The 18,975-nt window shown below is 68.7% G+C and carries 16 protein-coding genes and 3 pseudogenes; 6 read left to right on the plus strand and 13 right to left on the minus strand.

Annotation, left to right across the window (positions count from 1 at the left end; translation table 11 throughout):
• Positions 1–164 precede the first annotated feature (164 nt).
• From pstB to mshD, 5 genes are all read right to left on the minus strand, one after another.
• Positions 165–938 (minus strand): phosphate ABC transporter ATP-binding protein PstB, encoded by a 774-nt coding sequence (pstB, locus tag QP029_RS01400; RefSeq protein WP_284875125.1) that lies wholly within the window; start codon positions 936–938, stop codon positions 165–167.
• 56 nt (positions 939–994) lie between these two features.
• Positions 995–1,921, minus strand: a complete 927-nt coding sequence (gene pstA, locus QP029_RS01405; protein ID WP_284875126.1) for a phosphate ABC transporter permease PstA — start codon at positions 1,919–1,921, stop codon at positions 995–997.
• A 15-nt stretch (positions 1,922–1,936) separates the two neighbouring features.
• Complete coding sequence (pstC, locus tag QP029_RS01410) at positions 1,937–3,001, minus strand: phosphate ABC transporter permease subunit PstC (RefSeq protein WP_284875127.1); 1,065 nt, start codon at positions 2,999–3,001, stop codon at positions 1,937–1,939.
• Positions 3,002–3,133: 132 nt separating this feature from the next.
• A complete protein-coding gene (gene pstS / locus QP029_RS01415; protein ID WP_284875128.1) occupies positions 3,134–4,252 on the minus strand; it encodes a phosphate ABC transporter substrate-binding protein PstS in 1,119 nt (372 codons plus the stop codon).
• A gap of 224 nt (positions 4,253–4,476) precedes the next feature.
• The gene (mshD, locus tag QP029_RS01420) at positions 4,477–5,376 is read right to left on the minus strand and encodes a mycothiol synthase (RefSeq protein WP_284875129.1); all 900 of its coding nucleotides are present in this window, start codon (positions 5,374–5,376) and stop codon (positions 4,477–4,479) included.
• 34 nt (positions 5,377–5,410) lie between these two features.
• Here mshD and QP029_RS01425 point away from each other — a divergent pair, with 34 nt between their 5' ends.
• Positions 5,411–6,163 carry an LmeA family phospholipid-binding protein gene (locus tag QP029_RS01425; RefSeq protein WP_284875130.1) on the plus strand — a complete coding sequence of 251 codons (753 nt, stop codon included), beginning with the start codon at positions 5,411–5,413 and terminating at the stop codon, positions 6,161–6,163.
• Positions 6,164–6,169: 6 nt separating this feature from the next.
• Here the strand turns inward: QP029_RS01425 and QP029_RS01430 are convergent.
• Positions 6,170–7,208, minus strand: a pseudogene (locus QP029_RS01430) (diacylglycerol/lipid kinase family protein).
• 38 nt (positions 7,209–7,246) lie between these two features.
• Here QP029_RS01430 and QP029_RS01435 point away from each other — a divergent pair.
• The gene (locus tag QP029_RS01435) at positions 7,247–7,969 is read left to right on the plus strand and encodes a heme-binding beta-barrel domain-containing protein (protein WP_284875131.1); all 723 of its coding nucleotides are present in this window, start codon (positions 7,247–7,249) and stop codon (positions 7,967–7,969) included.
• Here QP029_RS01435 and QP029_RS01440 read toward each other — a convergent pair.
• Positions 7,966–8,885, minus strand: a pseudogene (locus tag QP029_RS01440) (aminodeoxychorismate lyase). The gene QP029_RS01435 and the pseudogene QP029_RS01440 sit on opposite strands and share 4 nt — an antisense overlap.
• A 39-nt stretch (positions 8,886–8,924) precedes the next feature.
• Between QP029_RS01440 and ygfZ the strand changes: the two are divergent.
• The gene (gene ygfZ, locus QP029_RS01445; protein ID WP_432418712.1) at positions 8,925–10,019 is read left to right on the plus strand and encodes a CAF17-like 4Fe-4S cluster assembly/insertion protein YgfZ; all 1,095 of its coding nucleotides are present in this window, start codon (positions 8,925–8,927) and stop codon (positions 10,017–10,019) included.
• A 215-nt stretch (positions 10,020–10,234) separates the two neighbouring features.
• Positions 10,235–10,462 carry a DUF3073 domain-containing protein gene (locus tag QP029_RS01450; protein ID WP_284875133.1) on the plus strand — a complete coding sequence of 76 codons (228 nt, stop codon included), beginning with the start codon at positions 10,235–10,237 and terminating at the stop codon, positions 10,460–10,462.
• Between the two features lie 84 nt (positions 10,463–10,546).
• On the opposite strand, the gene purM is transcribed toward QP029_RS01450, so the two are convergent.
• From purM to QP029_RS01465, 3 genes and pseudogenes are all read right to left on the minus strand, one after another.
• Positions 10,547–11,617, minus strand: coding sequence for a phosphoribosylformylglycinamidine cyclo-ligase (gene purM, locus QP029_RS01455; protein ID WP_284875134.1), 1,071 nt, complete (start codon positions 11,615–11,617; stop codon positions 10,547–10,549).
• 55 nt (positions 11,618–11,672) lie between these two features.
• Positions 11,673–13,173: pseudogene (purF, locus tag QP029_RS01460) on the minus strand (amidophosphoribosyltransferase).
• Positions 13,174–13,199: 26 nt separating this feature from the next.
• The gene (locus tag QP029_RS01465) at positions 13,200–13,583 is read right to left on the minus strand and encodes a sterol carrier family protein (protein ID WP_284875135.1); all 384 of its coding nucleotides are present in this window, start codon (positions 13,581–13,583) and stop codon (positions 13,200–13,202) included.
• Positions 13,584–13,617: 34 nt separating this feature from the next.
• Here QP029_RS01465 and QP029_RS01470 point away from each other — a divergent pair, with 34 nt between their 5' ends.
• Positions 13,618–14,613, plus strand: coding sequence for an acyl-CoA thioesterase (locus QP029_RS01470; protein WP_284875136.1), 996 nt, complete (start codon positions 13,618–13,620; stop codon positions 14,611–14,613).
• A gap of 12 nt (positions 14,614–14,625) precedes the next feature.
• Here the strand turns inward: QP029_RS01470 and QP029_RS01475 are convergent, their stop codons facing one another.
• Positions 14,626–15,306, minus strand: a complete 681-nt coding sequence (locus QP029_RS01475; protein WP_284875137.1) for a LysE family translocator — start codon at positions 15,304–15,306, stop codon at positions 14,626–14,628.
• A gap of 97 nt (positions 15,307–15,403) precedes the next feature.
• On the opposite strand from QP029_RS01475, the gene QP029_RS01480 reads away from it, so the two are divergent.
• Entirely contained in the window at positions 15,404–15,865 is a 462-nt protein-coding gene (locus QP029_RS01480; RefSeq protein WP_284875138.1) for an Lrp/AsnC family transcriptional regulator, read from the plus strand.
• On the opposite strand, the gene trhA is transcribed toward QP029_RS01480, so the two are convergent.
• Both trhA and purL read right to left on the minus strand, forming a co-directional pair.
• A complete protein-coding gene (trhA, locus tag QP029_RS01485; protein ID WP_284875139.1) occupies positions 15,862–16,563 on the minus strand; it encodes a PAQR family membrane homeostasis protein TrhA in 702 nt (233 codons plus the stop codon). The two genes, QP029_RS01480 and trhA, sit on opposite strands and share 4 nt — an antisense overlap.
• A gap of 130 nt (positions 16,564–16,693) precedes the next feature.
• Positions 16,694–18,970: a phosphoribosylformylglycinamidine synthase subunit PurL gene (purL, locus tag QP029_RS01490; RefSeq protein ID WP_284875140.1), complete on the minus strand. Its 2,277-nt coding sequence runs from the start codon at positions 18,968–18,970 to the stop codon at positions 16,694–16,696.
• Between the last annotated feature and the right edge of the window lie 5 nt (positions 18,971–18,975).

Raw genomic sequence — 18,975 nt, forward strand, 5'->3', positions numbered from 1 at the left:
CCAGTCGCCTGCCACATCGGCGGCACCAGCTCCCACGTCTGACACCGCGCCCCGAAACCGCCCGAATAGCCCGCCGGTGTCAGACGCCAGTGCCACTGCCCCACAACGGACGACGAGGCCCGCCACGCATGACGCGTGGCGGGCCTTGTCAGGTACAGCGGGGATTATCCGAAGCGGCCGGCGATGTAGTCCTCGGTCTCCTTCTGGTCCGGGTTCTCGAAGATCTTCTTCGTGTCACCGAACTCGACGAGGCGGCCCGGCTTGCCGGTGGCCTCGAGGGAGTAGAAGGCGGTCTTGTCGGACACGCGGGCTGCCTGCTGCATGTTGTGGGTCACGATGACGATGGTGAAGTCTTCCTTGAGCTCGTGGATGAGGTCCTCCACGGCCAGGGTCGAGATCGGGTCGAGGGCGGAGCAGGGCTCGTCCATGAGCAGCACCTCGGGCTCGACGGCGATGGCGCGGGCGATGCAGAGTCGCTGCTGCTGGCCACCTGAGAGACCGCCGCCGGGCTTGTCCAGGCGGTCCTTGACCTCCTCCCACAGGTTCGCGCCGCGCAGGGAGCGCTCGGCGACCTCCTTGAGCTTCTTCTTGTTCTTCTCGCCGGAGAGCTTGAGGCCGGCGACGACGTTGTCCTCGATAGACATGGTCGGGAACGGGTTGGCCTTCTGGAAGACCATGCCGATGGTGTTGCGGACGGCGACCGGGTCAACCTTGGAGCCGTAGATGTCCTCGCCGTCGAGAAGGACCTGGCCCTTGACGTAGGCGCCGGGGATGACCTCGTGCATGCGGTTGAGGGTACGGAGGACGGTGGACTTGCCGCAGCCGGACGGGCCGATGAAGGCGGTGACGGCCTGGGCCGGGACCTGCAGGTTGACGTTCTGCACGGCGTGGAAGTCGCCGTAGTAGATGTTGACGTCGTTGAGTTCGAGCTTGGACATCAGTAACTCCTGGGAACTGGTGGGCTGGTTTCTTCAGGTGAGGTGAAGCCGGGAAGCTACTGCTTGACCGAGAACTTCGCGGAGATGATTCGGGCGCCGATGTTGAGCAGCGCGATGATGAGGACGAGGGTGAGGGCGGCGCCCCACAGCTTGTCCAGCACGGCCGGGGAGGTGCCCGCCTTGTACATGTCGAGCATCATCAGCGGCAGCGAGGACATCGGGCCGTTGAACGGGTCGTTGTTGATGGCCTGGGTGGAGCCCACGAGGATGAGGACCGGGGCGGACTCGCCCATGACGCGGGCGATGGCCAGCATGATGCCGGTGACGATGCCGGACAGGGCGGTGGGCAGGACGATCTTGGCGATGGTCTTCCACTTCGGCACACCCAGTGCGTAGGAGGCCTCGCGCAGGTCCATCGGGACGACGCGCAGCATTTCCTCGGTGTTACGGATGATCACCGGGACCATGAGGATGACCAGCGACAGCGAGACGGCCATGCCGGAACGCTGGAAGCCGAACAGGGTGATCCAGGTGGTGAAGACGAACAGTGCGGCGACGATGGAGGGCACGCCGGTGAGGATGTCCACCATGAAGGTGGTGATGCGGCCGAGGCGGTTGCCGTTGGAGTACTCGACGAGGTAGATCGCGGTGAAGACGCCGATCGGGATGGACAGCGCCGAGGTGATGAGGGTCTGGATGATCGTGCCCTGGATCGCGTGCAGGGCGCCGCCGCCGGGCTGGTGGTAGAGGACGCCGCGCTGGGAGCTGGTCCACCATTCGGCGGTGAGCACCGGGGCGAGGCCGCGGGAGATGACCTCCCACAGGACCCAGATCAGCGGGATCATCGCGATGGCCATGGTGAGGTACACCAGGACGGTGGCGACGGTGTTGGTGGTCTTGCGTCCCTGCGAGATGTCGGAGAAGGTCGGCGAGGTGCCCAGCTTGCGGGAACCGGCGTTCACGGTGGTGACGTTGTTGGTCATGGTGTTTTCCTTCGCCTACTTCTTGTTGACGATCGCCCGGGCGATGGAGTTCACCACGAAGGTCAGGAGGAAGAGCACCAGACCTGCGGCGATGTACGCACCAGCGCGGATATCGTCATTGAACTCGGGGGCGGCGTTCGCGATCGCGGTCGCGAAGGTGGTGCCACCGTCGAACAGGGAGAAACGGAACGCCGAGGACGGGGAGACGACCATGTACAGCGCCATGGTCTCACCGAGCGCACGACCCAGGCCGAGCATGGAGCCGGAGATGTAGCCGGAGAGGCCGAACGGCAGGACGGTCATGCGGACGACCTCCCAGCGGGTCGCGCCGAGGGCGAGGGCCGCCTCGATCTGGCCGCGCGGGGTCTGGACGAAGACCTCGCGGGCGGTGGCGGCGATGACCGGGAGGATCATCACGGCCAGGACGATGCCACCGGTGAGGATGTTGCGGCCGGTGGCGAACGACGGGGAGTTGGCATAGGTGGCGAAGAGGAAGAACCCGCCGCCCCAGCTGTGGATCCATTCGTAGAGGCCGGTCAGTGCCGGGCCGAGGACCTGCCAGCCCCACAGGCCGTAGACGATCGACGGGACCGCGGCGAGCATGTCGACGAGGTAGCCGAGCGGCTTGACGGCCCGCTTGGGGGCGTAGTTGGACAGGAAGATGGCGATGCCCAGGGCGATCGGCATGGCGATCAGGAGGGCGACGACCGAGATGAGGACGGTGACGGCGAAGAGGTTCGGGATACCGAACTGCATGGCCTCCGTGTTGGAGGTGTTCCATGCGCCGGAGTAGGTGAAGAACCCCAGCCAGCCGTCGACGTTCCGGTTGAGCGAAGGAACCGCACGCCAGATGAGGAACGCACCGATCGCGGCGATGATGACGGTGATCAGGGTCGCGGAGGCCGTGGACAGGAACTCGAAGACGCGGTCACCCGGGCGCTTGACCGAACCGTTGGCGGACTTGATCTCCGGCGTGGAGTCGGGCTGCTGCGAGTTTCCGATGGTTGCCACGGAGTTGGCGATCGCGGGATCCCCGGTGCGGGTCTCCTGATCCTCCGTGGTCGGACGATTGCTTGCCATGAGGCGCAGATTCCTTCGATTGAAAAGAGCGGAAAGGTTACATGTCCGTGACGGCGGGCATGTGGTTTTTTACGTGACGCTGCCCCCGTAGGCGTCAGACGCGAACGGGGGCTGCAACGTGGCGGACCGGATTTACTGGATGGCCTCGACGGCTTCGACCAGACGCTCGTGGTGAGCACCGGTGACCGGGATGTAGCCCAGCTCGGCCAGACCGTCATCCTGGGAGTTGAGGGCGACGGTGAGGAAGTCCTTGACCATGGCGGAGGTGGTCTCGTCGTAGCCGGCGGAGCAGACGATCTCGTAGGTGGTCAGGATGAGCGGGTAGGAGCCCTCGGCGTTGGAGGCGAACAGGGCGTCGGTGTCGACGACCATGTCGTGGCCCTCGTTGACGAACTCGAGGTTGTCCAGGGCGACACCGACGGAGTCGGTGTTGAGCTCGACCGGGCCGGCACCGAAGTCGAGGTTGGCGATGCCCAGGCCCTGCTGCTCAGCGAAGCCGGACTCGACGTAGGTGATGCCACCGTCGATGTTGGTGACCTGGGTGGCCACACCGTTGGAACCGTTGGCGCCCTCGCCCACGGCGGAGGGGAACTGCTGGCCGTCGGTCTCCCAGTCCTCCGGCGCGGCGGCCTGGAGGAACTTCTGGAAGTTGTCGGAGGTGCCGGACTCGTCGGAGCGGTAGACCACGGAGATGTTGGTGTCCGGAAGCTCGACGCCCTCGTTCTCGGCGGCGATGGCCTCGTCGTTCCAGGAGGTGATCTCACCCTTGAAGATCTTGGCGACGGTCGGGATGGAGAGGTTGAGCTCCTCGACGCCCTCGAGGTTGTAGGCCACGGCGACCGGGCCGATGACGAACGGCAGGTGCCAGGCGTCGTTGCCACCGCAACGCTCGGCGGCTGGCTCGACCTGGTCCTCGGACAGCGGGGAGTCGGAGCCGGCGAAGGCGACCTGGCCACCGACGAAGTTGGTGCGGCCGGAACCGGAACCAGAGGCGGTGTAGGCCAGGGAGGCGCCGGAGACGGCCTCCTGGTACTTCACGTTGAAGTAGTCCATGGCGTTCTGCTGGGAGGAGGCGCCTTCGCCGACGAGCTGGCCGGCGGTGCCGGACAGGCCCTCGACCTCAGCGGCCGGGGTGCCGTTGGTGGCGGTGTCGGTCGAGCCCTCTTCGGACTCGGAGCAGGCGACGAGAGCGGCGGAGCCGGCGGCGACGACGCCGAGGATGGCGGCGGTGCGCTTGAAGTTGCGGATCACGGAGAGAGCCTTTCCGGTTATATGGGGTGATAGTCCGAGCACATGCCACGCGGATCCGGAACTCGCATCCCGGATCCGCGTGAAGTTGTTGCTCACAGCAACTAAACCTAGGGCGCACCGGTTAACCGTAAGGGGGAGGTTTGGTAAACAGATCGTTAACAGTTGGCGAGGATCCGGCGAATTTCCCTACCTGACCCGGCGTTTTGAGATGCACGTCACCTGGATCATGGCTGGGAATACACCACATGCTCCTCGTCGACGACGAATCCGAGATCCTCGTAGACCCGGACTGCCGGCCCATTGTCGGCCTCCACGTAGAGGATGACCCGGCGCGCCCCCTTGCCTGCCAGATGCTCGAGTCCGAGGCGCAGCAGCGGATCCCCGAGGCCCTGCCCGCGGTAGGCGGTGGCCAGGCCAACGACGTAGACCTCGCCGAAGGCGGGGGTGTCCTCGGTGTGCCACTTCGTCCAGTGGAACCCGGCCAGCGCCGGCTTCCCGTCGGTTGAGGTGTCCCAGTGGAAGAGGACGTCGTCCTCGTCGAACCAGGCGGCCTCCTGGGCGCGGCGGAGGCGGTCGAGGTCCCAGCCGCCCTGTTCGGGGTGCCAGGAGAAGGCCTCGTTGTTGGCGTCGAGCCACGCCTGTTCCACGGTGTCGCGGCCCCAGCGGGCGGCGGATTCGCGCAGCGACAGGGCCTCGAAGCCGGGGCGGGGTTCGAACACCGCCGCCTCGGTCAGTGCCTGATCAGCGACGGACATGACCAGCAGGCGGCGGGTGGGACGACGGCCGGACGCCTCGGCGAGTGCGCGGGCGGCGGGCAGGTCGCCGTGGGCCCACACGTCGGCGTCGCCGACCGCCTCGAGCAGCGCACGGCCGACGCCCTGCCGGCGGGCGTCGGGGGCGACGACGAGTTCGCAGGAGGAGTCGTCGCAGGCGGCGACGCCGCGTAGCTGGTCGCCGTCGGTGAGGATGAGGTGACGGTGGGCGACGCGGGCGTCAACAAGACCGAGGAGGAACTGCTCCGAGAAAGGATAGATGCCGTCGACGCGGGCGGCCTCGGATGCCAGGTCACGGACGCGGGCGGCGAGGTCAGGCTGGTCGGGCAGGTGGACGGACTGGATCTCCATGTCCCCCACCCTAGGCGCTGGCTACGATGGACCGGTGCGCATTCCTCGTCTGCCCCTGATCCTCGTCACCGTGCTCGCGGTGCTGCTCGGCGTCGGGTGGCTCGGGGACAGTATCGCGGCCTCGAGGGTGGAGCGGAACATCTCGGCGCAGGTGGAGGATGTCGCCCGGCTGGAGGTCAGCCCCAGCGTCTATGTCGGTGGCGTGCCCTACCTGCTGGCGTTGTTCACCGGGGAGATCCCCTCGGTGGAGGTCACGGCGCTGGATGTGGATGTCGCCGGGCTCGGCATGGTCAATGCGACGACCCGGGTCAAGCAGGTCACGGTGACGCCGGAGCAGGTGCGTTCCGGGGACATCGAGGGCGCGCCCGCCGAACTCATGTCGCGCACCATCGGCCTGGACGGGGTCTCCTTCGGGCATCTACTCGACATGACGGACCTGGACATCGCGAACCCCTACGACATCTCCCCGGCCGGCGGTTCCGTGACGGAGGCGCAGCTGACCGGCACCCCGCCGGGGTTCGAGGACCCCGTCTCCGTCGTGGTCTCCCTGCGCCTGGTGGGCGAGATGTTCCACATGGAGCCGGTGACGCTTGTCGACGCCCCCACAGGCCGCGAGGACGACGTCCGCGCCGCGTTCACCTACTCCCTGGACACCCGGCGCCTCCCGCTGGCGGGCCGCGCCAGCTCAGTCGTCCTCGGCGGGGGTTCCATCTACTTCGAGGCGCAGCGGCACAACGTCCGTGTCCGCGTCGTCGATCTCTCCCCCGTCGAGGTCACCCGGCCCTGACCCGGGTCAGTGGATGCGGATGAGGTCGCGCAGCACCTGCCGCCACGTCCGGGAACTGACCGGGTAGGGGTCCTGCGGCGCGTAGACCTCGAGGGCGGCCGGCCGGCTGCCCAGGACCGCCCGCTCGAACTCGCCCTCGAACTCGCCGTCCGCCTGGAAACTCTCCGGGCGGGGGCAGGTGAGGGTGACGTCGGTGGCGTCGTCGAAACGCACGATGCGGGCGTCCAGCCAGCGCCGCACGCGGGGATGATGCCCGAAGCCGATGAGGTGGAGCATGCTCGCGGCGCCCCGCGGGCCTCGGAGATCGGTGATCCCGAACAGTCCCAGCCCGACGTCGAAGGAGTTGCGCGGGTTGGTCACCACCGGCAGCGGGCCGAGGAACGTCCACGGGTTGGTGTTGGACACCGCGAAGGCGGGCACCCCCGACAGCGCCAGGGTGCGCCCGTCCGCGGCGCGGGCCCGCACGTCGATGCTCGGGGGATGACGCTGGCCGCGGGTCCAGGCCAGCGCCGCGACGGCGAGGTAGCGCAGCGGGGTGGCGGCGAACCCCTCCCCGGGCCTGATCCACCCGGGCGATGACGTCGGCGTCCATGCCGAAGCTGGCGTTGACCGCGAACCACCGGTCGTTCCACGTGCCCAGGCAGATGGAGCGCCGCAGATTCCGGCGCAGCAGGCCGGCGAGCATCATCGCCGCCGCCACCGGTGAGGGCGGGAAGCCGAGTGCCCGGGCGAAGACGTTGGCTGAACCGGTGGGGATGACCGCCACCGCGGGGATGGTCCGGGGATCGGGGGCGGGCCCGGCATCGGCCGGGCCGAGCAGGCCGTTGACCACCTCATTGACCGTGCCGTCGCCGCCGACGGCGATGACCAGGTCGACCGTCTCCCGGGTCAGCCCCGTGCACAGTTCCTCCGCGTGCCCGCGGTGGTGGGTGAACACGCCCCGCAGGCGCAGCCCCTCGACCGACCGCAGCACGGGGATGATCCGCCGGAACAGGCCGGCATGCTGGGTGGTGGAGTACGGGTTGGCGATGAGCAGGACGCGCACGGATTCAGCCTAGTGGCCCATTCACTAGGCTGGGGCGCATGAACGACGACACGAACACCCCCGACAACCCCAACGAGAACGTCAACGACACTCCGGGCGACGCCGCTGCGGCCGCCGGCACCGGTGGCCCGACTGAGGGTCCTGCCCCGATCAACGGCAACGACGCCGTCAACCTCGCCGCCGAGCAGTCCAAGTCCACGGCGCACCGCAACATCCCCTCGCTGGATCTCGGCGAGCTGCCCATTCCGGACGACACCGCCAACCTCCGCCAGGGGCCGAACCTGCACGACGGCCTGCTGGCCCTGCTGCCGCTGGTCGGCGTGTGGCGTGGTGAGGGCCAGGCCGACACCGCGGACGGCGAGTACGCCTTCGGCCAGCAGATCATCTTCGCCCACGACGGCGAGAACTACCTCACCTTCGAGTCCCGCCTGTGGAAGCTCGACGACGAGGGCAACCCCGTCGGCCCGGACCAGCGCGAGACCGGTTTCTGGCGGATCTCCCTGTCCGATGAGATCGAGGTGACCTGCACCCACTCCACCGGTGTGGTGGAGATCTACTACGGTGAGCCGGTCAACGAGCGCGCCTGGGAGATCGAGTCCGCCTCGACGATGGTCACCGCCACCGGCCCGGAGACCCTCGGCCCCGGCAAGCGTCTCTACGGTCTCATGCCGAACAACGACCTCGGCTGGGTGGACGAGCGCCTGGTCGACGGTGAGATGAAGCCGCGGATGTCCGCGCAGCTCAAGCGCGTCGCCGGCTAGGAGCCCAGTGCCTGGTTGATCAGCTCCCTGATTTCCGCCTCGTTGGCGGGGGCCGGGAGTTTCTTTCCGTCGATGGCGGTGACGCGGGTGGCCACCCGCACGGAGCTGACGAGCCAGACCGACTCGGCGTCGAGAAGCCGGTCCACCGTCATGTCCTTGGTCTTGCAGCGCCAGCCGTGCTTCTCCGCGTAGCTGAACAGGGCGGCCTGGGTGGTTCCGGGGAGGATGTCGCCGCCGGGGGTGGGGGTGCGGAGTTTGCCGCCGGAGCGGACGGTCACCACCGTCGACGTCGCCCCCTCGAGCACGCGGCCGGAGGCGGGGTCGACGTAGATGACGTCGTCGAAGCCGTGGGAACGGGCGTAGCGCAGGGCCGCCATGTTCGCCGCGTAGTTGAGGGTCTTCGCCCCGACGGTCAGCCACGGGGCGGGATCGGCCCGGTCCCCGAGGTGGCCTCGTCCACGCCGGGCAGGGCGGTGTTGATGGAGTAGCCGCGCGGGGCGGTCATCACGCGCACGCCGTTGTCCCGCTGGGCGATGACCTTCGGGGAGACGCCACGCAGCGTCAACCAGGCGGACGGCCGGTCGAGGCCCTCGCGGCCGCGGGTGTAGGTCCACACGCAGGTGGCGTCCGCGTCGGACTGCCCGGCCCATTCCTCGGCGGCCTCGAGGGTCGCCTGCTTCCACCGGGCCTGCCCGGGGTCGGGCAGTTCCAGGAGGCGGGCCGAGGCCCGGAAGCGTTCCATGTGCCGCTCCACGTTCGCCGGACGGCCGTCGCGGATGAGCAGGGTCTCGAAGATCCCGTCGCCACGGGTGACGGCCGCGTCGTCCCAGAACACCATGGGCAGGGAGGGATTGTGCCGGCGAATGGACCCGCCGTAGGGCTCGACGATGTAGATGACGGGGGCGTGTGAGTCCATAGGCTCTGATTATGCCCGCTCCGGCGGGTTACCATCGGAATCGTGACTTCCACCTCCGCTCCGTACCGTTCCCCGCTCCTCGACCGACCCGGCGCCGCCGAATCCCAGGACGCTGATGTGGTCGATGCCGCGGGCGTCGCCTGGCACTACGGCGACCCACTGGGTGAGCAGCGTGCCGCCCATGATGGCGGCATCGTCGTGGACCGTTCCCACCGCCGGGTGCTGAAGGTGTCCGGCCCGGATTCCGCGGGATTCCTCAATAATCTGCTCTCCCAGAAGGTGGATGACGCCCCGGACGGCTTCGCCGCTTCCGCCCTTGACCTGGACATTCAGGGCCACATCCTCCACCACGCGGACCTCGTGCGCGTGGGCGGGGACTTCTACCTCGACCTGCCCGACGCGCAGGCCGTCACCTTCGCCGACTTCCTCCGCAGGATGATCTTCTGGTCCCAGGTGGAGGTCGACGACACCGATCTCGCCGTGCTCACCCTCCTCGGACCGGCGCTTGTCGACGCCCCCGCGGACCGGGGAGTGCCCACCCTCGCCGCCCGCACCGTGGGCTGGGGTGGCATCGCCCGCCGGGACCTGCTGGTCGAGCGCGCGGACCTGCCCGCGGCCGTCGACGCACTGGTCAACGGCGGTGCGACCCTCGCCGGGCTCATGGCCTTCACCGCCGAGCGGGTCCGTGCCCTCGAACCGGAGCTGGCCGCCGACCTCGACGACAGGTCCATCCCCCACGAGGTCCCCGCCTGGATCGGCCGGGGCGACCATGCCGGCGCCGTGCACCTGGAGAAGGGCTGCTACCGAGGCCAGGAGACCGTCGCCCGCGTGGAGAATCTCGGCCGCTCCCCCCGCCTGCTGGTCATGCTCCAGCTCGACGGCTCCGCCCCGGAGACCCCCACGCCGGGGACGGCGATCACCGCGACGGGCGGTGGCCGCGCCGTCGGCCGCCTGGGCACCGTCGTCCACGACTGTGATTTCGGACCCGTCGCCCTGGCCCTGGTCAAGCGCAGCGCCCTCGGCGGCCAGCTGCTCATCGGCGAGGTGGCCGCGATGGTGGATCCGTCGTCCATCCCGACCGAGGAGGGCGAGAAGGCCGGACGCGCGGCGATCAACCGCCTCAAAGGTCTCTAAGGGCACGCCCTCCACTACCCCCGGCTGCCCCCAGATTCGTCACAGTTATCTTGCGTATTCCCCTATAGATCCCGCCAAAGTCCAGCTCAGGGGGACGGTGAGGAATTTTCAGGCGGCACAGGCTATTGTGTTCTACAGGAATACACACAGACGTAAAGCCGATGGGGCATCCGAATTCCCTGGATAGCCTTCACATACCTCAAGGGGGTCAGGCCATGGGACGCGGTCGCGCAAAGGCAAAGCAGACCAAGGTTGCTCGCCAGCTCAAGTACAACACGCCCGAGATGGATCTGGATTCACTCCAGCGCGAGCTCGCCTCGCAAAGCCCTCGCAGCACGTATCAGAACTCCGCAGACGACGAGGACTACGACCAGTACGCGGACTACGCTGACTGGTCCGACGATGAGGATGACTCGAGCGCACCGTCTCGTCGCGCACGGTGACCCACCTCCGCTAGACATTCCGACGCACAACGCCGCACCCTCTCCCCTTTCCTGGGAGGGTGCGGCGTTCGGCGTATGCCGGTTCTAGTAACCCTGGTGATCCCCACGGAGGGCGGCGCGGGTGGTCTCCCCGTCGGTGGCGGTGCGGACCTCGCCGAGGACCCAGGCGTCGATGTGGCGGGCGGTGAGCATGGCCAGGGCGCGGTCGCGGTCCCGCGGGGACACGACGGCGACCATGCCGACACCCATGTTGAAGGTCTTCTCCATCTCCTCGCGGGAGACCTTGCCCAGGTCGGCGATGGTGCGGAAGATCTGCCCCGGGGTCCAGGTGCCGCGGGACATGTCGGCGACCAGGCCCTCGGGCATAATGCGCTCCATGTTGCCGGCCAGGCCACCACCGGTGACGTGGCAGAAGGTCCGGACCTCGCACTCGTTGGCCAGGGCCAGGCAGTCCTTGGCGTAGATGCGGGTCGGCTCGAGCATCTCCTCGCCGAGGGTACGGCCGAGTTCCTCGATGTAGCCGTCGAGCGGCAGGCCGGCCTTCTCCAGGAGGACGTGGCGGGCGAGCGAGTAGCCGTTGGAGTGCAGGCCGGAGGAGGCCATGCCGATGATGATGTCGCCCGAACGGACACGGTCCGGGCCGAGGAGGTCGGCGGCCTCGACGACGCCGACGGCGGTGGCCGAGACGTCGTACTCACCCTCGGCCATGAGGCCCGGGTGCTCGGCGGTCTCGCCGCCCAGGAGGGCACAGCCGGCCTGGACACAGCCCTCGGCGATGCCGGCCACGATCTGGGCGACGTGCTCCGGCACCACCTTGCCGATGGCGATGTAGTCCTGCAGGAACAGCGGCTCCGCGCCACACACGACGAGGTCATCGACGCACATGGCCACCAGGTCGATGCCGATGGTGTCGTGCTTGTCCATGGCCTGGGCGACGGCGAGCTTGGTGCCCACGCCATCGGAACCGGCGGCGAGCAGGGGCTCCTTGTACTCACCCAGTGCGAACAGGCCGGCGAATCCGCCGAGGCTGCCACGGACCTCGGGGCGGGTGGCCTTCTTGGCCAGGGGGGCGAACAGTTCGACGGCGCGGTCGCCGGCCTCGATGTCCACGCCAGCGGCGGCGTAGGAGGCACCCTGGTTGTCGGTCTCACTCATGATTCGTCGTGTCTCTTTTCGTTCTGGAGTCAGGCGGGGTCAGGCGGGGAAGTGATCAGGCCTGCTGCGATTCGAGCAGGCCGGCCACCAGGTCGGCGTTGGGGTTACCCTGCGGCAGTCCGAGGGGGTACTTGCCGTCAAAGCAGGCACGGCACAGCTGATCGGCGGGTTGTTCGGTCGCCTCGGTCATCTCCTCGAGGGAGACGAAGCCGAGGGAGTCCGCCCCGATGGCGCTGCGGATCGACTCGATCATCGCCGCCTCATTGTCCCCGTTGCCGGTGACGGCGTTGGCGATGAGCTCACCCGGGCTGGCAAAGTCGATGCCGTAGAAGCACGGCCACTTCACCGGCGGGGAGGCGATCCGCACGTGCACCTCGGCGGCGCCGGCCTCCCGCAGCATGCGGATGAGCGCCCGCTGGGTGTTGCCGCGGACGATGGAGTCATCCACCACGATGAGCCGCTTGCCGGCGATGACCTCCCGCAGCGGGTTGAGCTTGAGGCGGATACCCAGCTGACGGAGGGTCTGCGACGGCTGGATGAAGGTGCGGCCGACGTAGGCGTTCTTCACTAGGCCCTGGCCGAAGGGGATCCCCGACTCGCGGGCGTACCCCACGGCCGCCGGGGTGCCGGAGTCCGGCACCGGGATGACCAGGTCACCGTCGGTGGGGAATTCGCGGGCCAGGCGGCGACCGATCTCGATCTCGGGTCGCGTTGACCGAGCGGTTCCGGATGACCGAGTCCGGGCGGGCGAGGTAAACGTACTCGAAGATGCAGCCCTTGTGCGTGGTCTCGGCGAAACGCACGGTCCGGACCCCGGATTCGTCGATGGCCACCAGCTCGCCGGGTTCGATCTCCCGGACGAAGGCGGCGCCGACGATGTCGAGTGCACAGGTCTCGGAGGCGACCACCCAGCCACGGTCGAGACGGCCGAGGACGAGCGGGCGCACCCCGTGCGGGTCGCGCGCCGCGTAGAGGGTGTGTCCGTCGGTGAAGGTGAGACAGAAGGCGCCCTTGACCCGGGGCAGCAGATCTTTGGCCGCGTCGAACACGGAGCGGCCCTCGGTGACGTCGGAGGCCAGCAGCGCCGTGATGATCGCGGAGTCGGAGGACGCGATCTTCGGGTCCGTCAGGCCTTTCTCCACGGCCTCCTCGTGCAGTTCCACGAAGTTGATGAGGTTGCCGTTGTGCCCCAGGGTCACATCCGTGCCGTCCGGCGCGGTCTGGAACATCGGCTGGACGTTCTCCCAGCTCTTGCCACCGGCGGTGGAGTAGCGGGTATGCCCGATGGCGATGTCACCGTGGAGGGCGTCGAGCGAGGACTCGTCGAAGATCTGGGAGACCAGACCCATGTCCTTGAACACGACGATCCGGTCGCCGTCACCGACGGCGATGCCGGCAGCCTCCTGGCCACGGTGCTGGAGGGCGAAGAGCCCGAAGTAGGTGAGCTTGGCGACTTCCTCGCCCGGGGCCCAGACACCGAAGACGCCGCATTCCTCGCGGGGTTCAGTCTCCCCACGGTCGTCGAAATCGGTCCGGGCACGGTCCTTGATTACCACGTGCCCAACTGTAGTCCGTCGGCCCGTCACAGACTAATGATCGGCAGCCAACGTCCGACCTCATGCGCCCGCGCTCCGGACGCCTCGACCTGCCCAGCGGCGACGGCGTCCGCGAAACTGACCTGCCCGGTCGCCAGGCGCAGCCACGTCCGCGGATCACACTCCACCACGTTCGGGGGTGTCCCCCGGGTGTGCGCGGGGCCGTCGATGCACTGCACCGCCACAAACGGGGGTACCCGCACCTCCACCGCATGGCCGGGCGCATCCTGGGCGAGCGTGCGGGCGGTGAGGCGGACGGCGTCGGCGAGCAGTGCACGTGCAGGCTTTTCGACGCCCCCGTCCCCCACAATCCAATCCCCCACCGCATCGACGGCGGCGCGGGTGGCGTTCGGGTCAGCGGATCGTGTCATGGCAGTCGATCCTACTGGCGGTAGTCTGTTGCGCATGCCGAATACCACCGTGAAGTCCCCGAAGGTCACCCTCCGTTTCCTCGCCGCCCCCACCGACGTGCTCATGGCGGGCAACCAGGGTGTCAGTGGCGGCCGGGTGCTCGAGTGGATCGACAAGGCGGCGTACGCGTGCGCCGTCCAGTGGTCCGCCACCTACTGTGTCACCGCCTACGTCGGCCACATCCACTTCACCCGCCCCATCCCCTCGGGCCACATGGTGGAGGTGCGCTCCCGGATCGCCATGACCGGCCGGTCTTCCATGCACATCGTCAACGAGGTGTTCTCCGCCGACCCGCGCGAGGGTGTGTTCACCCGCGCCTGCGACTGCCTGGTCATCTTCGTGGCCAAGGACACCGCCACCGGCAAGACCCAGCCCGTGCCCGAGTTCGTGCCCGAGAACGACGAGGAACGCCGCGTCCTCGACGCCGCCGTCTCCCGCATCGACCTGCGCAAGGCCATCGAGGCCGAGATGGAGCAGCAGACCTACGACGGCCCCAGCGAGGCCCCCCGCCTCGTCCACCGTTTCCTGGCCAAGCCCACCGACGTCAACTGGGGCGGCAAGGTCCACGGCGGTACCGCCATGGAGTGGATCGACGAGGCCGGCGCCGCCTGCACCATGGAGTGGTCCGGCGAACACACGGTCGCCGTGTATGCCGGCGGCATCCGCTTCTACCGTCCCATCGCCATCGGTGACCTCATCGAGGTCGACGCGCGGATGATGCGCACCGACTCCCGTTCCATGCAGATGTCCATCCACGTCCGCTCCGGCAACCCGCGCGGCGGCCGGGAGCACCTGCAGACCGCCATCCACGCCACCGTCACCTACCTGGCGATGGACGCCGACGGTAACGCCCTGCCCGCCCGCCAGTTCACCCCGCGCACTTCCGAGGACGTCCGCCTGTCAGAGCACGCGAAGAAGCTGCGCGAACTGCGGTCCGAGTACGCGCCCATGCCGCTCATCCCACTGGCTCGGCCGAACCACGTGGACTAGCAGCACCGCCGCCTACAGCACCTGCTGGGCCAGCATCACGGCTGCGACGCACATCATCGCGCCGCCGGCCACCCCGGTGAGCAGGCGCGACGCCCGTTCCGACCCGGCCAGCAACCGCCCGGCGAACACCCCGAGAAGTGCGTAGACCGTCATCGCGGTCACGATGAATACGCAGCCCAGGACCACCATCTGACCGGCGATCGGCCAGTCACCTGCCGCCACGAACTGCGGCAACAGGGCGATGAACAGCATGAGGCCCTTGGGGTTGAGCCCGCTGACGGCGGCACCCCGGGCCACCGTCCGTCCCTCCGTCATCCACCGGACCCTCGTGTGTTCGAGGGTCGTCACCGCGTGACCGCCCCCGAGGGGTTCCCCGGGAGCCTCGTCCGCCATCGTGACGGCGACGGGGCCGGAGCGGGCGCTGTGGAACATGGACCAGCCGATGCGGAGTAGAACAAGGGCACCGAGGACCGTCACCACGGTGAGCAGGGCGGGGTGGCGAGCGACCAGGGCGCCGAGGCCGGCGGCGACGACGATCGTCAGCCCGAGATAGCCGGCCCCGAGGCCGGCGAGGGCGGGGAGGATGGGGCGGCGTCGGAAAGCGGCGCCGAGCACGAACGCCCAGTCGGGGCCGGGGGTGCAGACCAGGAGGAGGCTGACCGCCCAGAAGCTCATGAGGTTCACGATGTCCATGGCGGTCATCGTGCCCCGGCCCGCCGGATCCGGGAAGCCCACGACCGAAACGTGCATTCCTGCGATCAACGTGGGGACATGTGCAAGAATCTGTCACATGGACGCCATCGACCGGATCATTCTGTCAGCGATGCAGGACAATGCGCGCATCACCGCCGCGGAACTGGCCCATCTGACCGGCGCCTCCTCCTCGACGTGCCTGCGCCGGCTCCGGGCGCTGCGCCGGGAGGGGGTGATCACCGGCTTTCACACGCATCTGGATCCGGCGGCCGTCGGTTACGGGACCCAGGTCATCGCCTTCATCACCCTCGAACGGGAGGACCGCGCGACCGTCGCCGCCCTGGAGGACGGGCTGGCGGCACTGCCCCAGGTCATCGACGCGGAGCGGCTGTTCGGCGACCCGGACTTCCTCGTCCGCGTCATCGCCGAGGACCTGGCCGCCTACCAGCGTTTCCGCGACGAGCACCTGTCGGAGCTGCCCGGGGTCTCCCGGATCACCTCGACGCTGGTCATGCGGACGATCGTGGAGAACCGCGCCCTGCCCATCCCGCCCGTCTAGACCACGACCATCCACACCGCGACCTGGTGGACCGCCGCTGCGACGATCGTCGCGGTGTGGAAGTGCTCGTGGTAGCCGATGACGCGGGCGTCACGGCCCGGCCAGCGGAACCCGTACATGAGGGCGCCGGCGGAGTAGATGAGGCCGCCGGCGAACAGCAGCCACACCACGGCCGGGCCGGCGGAGCTCCACAGCTCGGGGATCAGCGGCACGATGAGCCAGCCGAGGATGAGGTAGACGGCCACACCGAGCCAGCGTGGGTGCCGCATCCACACGAGGTTGAGCACCACACCGATGAGCGCGCCCGTCCAGGCGGCGCTGAGCATCCAAGTCGCCTGCGTGGGCGAGAGGATGATGAGGCACAGCGGGGTGTAGGTCGCGGCGATGAACACGGCGATGGTGGCGTGGTCGGCGCGGCGCCACCACTGGACGGTGCGGCGGTGCCGCCAGGGTCCGAGGTGGTAGGCGGCGGAGACGCCGAAGAGGAGAACGACGCCGACGGCGTAGACGGTGACGCCGAGGGCCTGCCCCCAGGGCAGGGTCATCCAGGCGACGGTGGAGAGGACGGAGCCGCCGACGACGGAGAGGACGGCCGCGAAGAAGTGGAACCAGCCGCGGGTGACGGGCCGGGGGCCGCGGTCGAGGACCCGGCGGGTCAGCTCGACGACCGGTTCATCGTCGTGGATCTTGTGTTTCATCTATCCTCATTCACGGACACATAACCTACGGTTGCGTAAGTTCCGTTCCACTCTACGCTTCCCCACGAGACGACGACAGCCTCCACCCGGAGGTGGAGGCTGAGCGTGCGTGCTGAGCGTGCGTCGGGCGCTACTCGACGACCGAGTTCGCCCCCACGGCGTGACCGAACAGCTCGGGCAGGGTGCCCGACCAGGCGGCGGCCAGCTCATCCAGCGGGACGGAGACGGAACCGGCGGTGAAGGTGCGCTCCTCGGTGGTCTCGCCGACCCGGACGGCGGGGACGCCGAGTTCGGCGGCGCGCTCGAGGACGGCGTCGACACGGTCGGCGGTGGTGGCCACCACGGCGCGGGACGCGGACTCGGAGAACAGCGCGACGAACTCGTCCTCGTTGACCACGGACAGGTCGAGGGAGACACCCCGGTCGGCGCGGATCGCCATCTCCACGACCGTCTGGGCCAGGCCGCCCTCGGAGATGTCGTGCGCGGCGGTGAGTGCGGAGTTGCCGACGAAGAACTCGGCCAGGCGCTGCTCGTTGGCCAGGTCGACCGTCGGGGGCAGGCCGTTGAGGCCGCCACCGGAGACCTGCTGCCAGATGGAGCCGCCGAACTCGTCGAAGGTCTCGCCGAGCAGGATGAGCACCTCCGGCTCACCGACGGTGCCCAGGTCATGGCCGATGGCCTGGTGGACGTCGTCGATGACGCCGAGGACGCCGACGACCGGGGTCGGCAGGATCGGCTCGTCGCCGGTCTGGTTGTAGAAGGAGACGTTGCCGCCTGAGACCGGGATGTTCAGCTCCCTGGAACCGTCGGCCAGGCCGTGGACGGCCTCACGGAACTGCCACATGACGTCGGGGTTCTCCGGGGAACCGAAGTTGAGGCAGTTGGTCACGGCCACCGGGCGGGCGCCGGTGACGGCGACGTTGCGGTAGGCCTCGGCCAGGGCCAGACGGGCGCCGGTGTTGGGGTCCAGCTTGGTGTAGCGGCCGGAGGCGTCGGCGGAGACGGCGACGCCGCGGTTGGTCTCTTCGTCGATACGCAGGACGCCGGCGTCGGAGTACTTGGCCTTGACGGTGTTGCCACGGACGTAGCGGTCGTACTGCTCGGTGATGAAGTCACGGGAGCACAGTGCCGGGGAGGACACCATGTCCAGCAGGGTCTGCGTGAGGTCCGTCGGGCGGGAGACGGGCTGGTACTGCTGCAGCTCGTCCTGCCAGTCAGGGCGTGCCCACGGGCGGTCGTAGACGGGGCCGTCGTCGATGGTGGACGGCGGGGCGTCGACGACGACCTCGCCCTGGTGGGTGACCACCAGGCGGTCCTCCTCGTCGGTGACCTCGCCGATCTCGGCGCAGATGACGTCCCAGCGGGCGCAGATCTCCTGGAACTTCTCCACGTTCTCCGGGGTGACCACGGCGCACATGCGCTCCTGGGACTCGGAGGCGAGGATCTCGGCGGCGGTCATGTGCTCGGCGCGCAGCGGGACGGCGTCGAGGTTGATGCGCATGCCGCCGTCACCGGAGGCGGCCAGCTCGGAGGTGGCACAGGCGAGCCCGGCGCCGCCGAGGTCCTGGATGCCCACGACCACGCCGGCGTGGTAGAGCTCGAGGCAGCACTCGATGAGGACCTTCTCGGCGAAGGGGTCGCCGACCTGGACGGCCGGGAGCTTGCGCTCGGCGCCGTCCTCGAAGGTCTCGGAGGCGAGCACGGAGACGCCGCCGATGCCGTCGAGGCCGGTGCGGGAACCGAAGAGCATGACCTTGTTGCCGGTGCCCGAGGCGAAGGCGAGCTTGAGGTCCTCGACCTTGAGGGTGCCCACGCACAGCGCGTTGACTAGGGGGTTGCCGATGTAGGTCTCGTCAAAGACGGTTTCGCCACCAATGTTGGGCAGACCCAGGGAGTTGCCGTAGCCGCCGACGCCGGCGACGACCCCCGGCAGGACACGCTGGGTGTCCGGGGCGTCCGCCGGGCCGAAGCGCAGCTGGTCCATGACGGCGATCGGGCGGGCGCCCATGGCCATGATGTCGCGGACGATGCCGCCGACGCCGGTGGCCGCGCCCTGGTAGGGCTCGACGTAGGAGGGGTGGTTGTGGGACTCGACGCGGAAGGTGACGGCGTTGCCGTCGCCGATGTCCACCACGCCGGCGTTCTCGCCGATGCCGGCGAGGATCTTGGAGGCCATCTCCTCGGTGGTGGTCTCACCGAAGTAGCGCAGGTGCACCTTGGAGGACTTGTAGGAGCAGTGCTCCGACCACATCACCGAGTAGACGGTGAGCTCGGCGGCCGAGGGGCGGCGACCGAGGATGGACTTGATCTTGGCGTACTCGTCGTCTTTGAGTCCCAGCTCGGCGTAGGGCTGGGTGGCGTCGGGATCGGCCTTGGCGGCGTCGACGGTGTCGTTGTGAACGGTCATGTGTG

Source organism: Corynebacterium suedekumii (assembly GCF_030252185.1).
GTDB classification, from domain to species: Bacteria; Actinomycetota; Actinomycetes; order Mycobacteriales; family Mycobacteriaceae; genus Corynebacterium; species Corynebacterium suedekumii.

Coding starts and splice junctions, on each gene's coding strand:
- mshD (WP_284875129.1), bottom strand. CDS start 5,376: ATGGAGATCCAGTCCGTCCACCTGCCCGACCAGCCTGACCTCGCCGCC.
- QP029_RS01465 (WP_284875135.1), bottom strand. CDS start 13,583: ATGACACGATCCGCTGACCCGAACGCCACCCGCGCCGCCGTCGATGCG.
- pstC (WP_284875127.1), bottom strand. CDS start 3,001: ATGGCAAGCAATCGTCCGACCACGGAGGATCAGGAGACCCGCACCGGG.
- QP029_RS01450 (WP_284875133.1), top strand. CDS start 10,235: ATGGGACGCGGTCGCGCAAAGGCAAAGCAGACCAAGGTTGCTCGCCAG.
- purL (WP_284875140.1), bottom strand. CDS start 18,970: ATGACCGTTCACAACGACACCGTCGACGCCGCCAAGGCCGATCCCGAC.
- pstA (WP_284875126.1), bottom strand. CDS start 1,921: ATGACCAACAACGTCACCACCGTGAACGCCGGTTCCCGCAAGCTGGGC.
- pstB (WP_284875125.1), bottom strand. CDS start 938: ATGTCCAAGCTCGAACTCAACGACGTCAACATCTACTACGGCGACTTC.
- QP029_RS01480 (WP_284875138.1), top strand. CDS start 15,404: ATGGACGCCATCGACCGGATCATTCTGTCAGCGATGCAGGACAATGCG.
- QP029_RS01470 (WP_284875136.1), top strand. CDS start 13,618: ATGCCGAATACCACCGTGAAGTCCCCGAAGGTCACCCTCCGTTTCCTC.
- purM (WP_284875134.1), bottom strand. CDS start 11,617: ATGAGTGAGACCGACAACCAGGGTGCCTCCTACGCCGCCGCTGGCGTG.
- QP029_RS01435 (WP_284875131.1), top strand. CDS start 7,247: ATGAACGACGACACGAACACCCCCGACAACCCCAACGAGAACGTCAAC.
- trhA (WP_284875139.1), bottom strand. CDS start 16,563: ATGAAACACAAGATCCACGACGATGAACCGGTCGTCGAGCTGACCCGC.
- QP029_RS01475 (WP_284875137.1), bottom strand. CDS start 15,306: ATGGACATCGTGAACCTCATGAGCTTCTGGGCGGTCAGCCTCCTCCTG.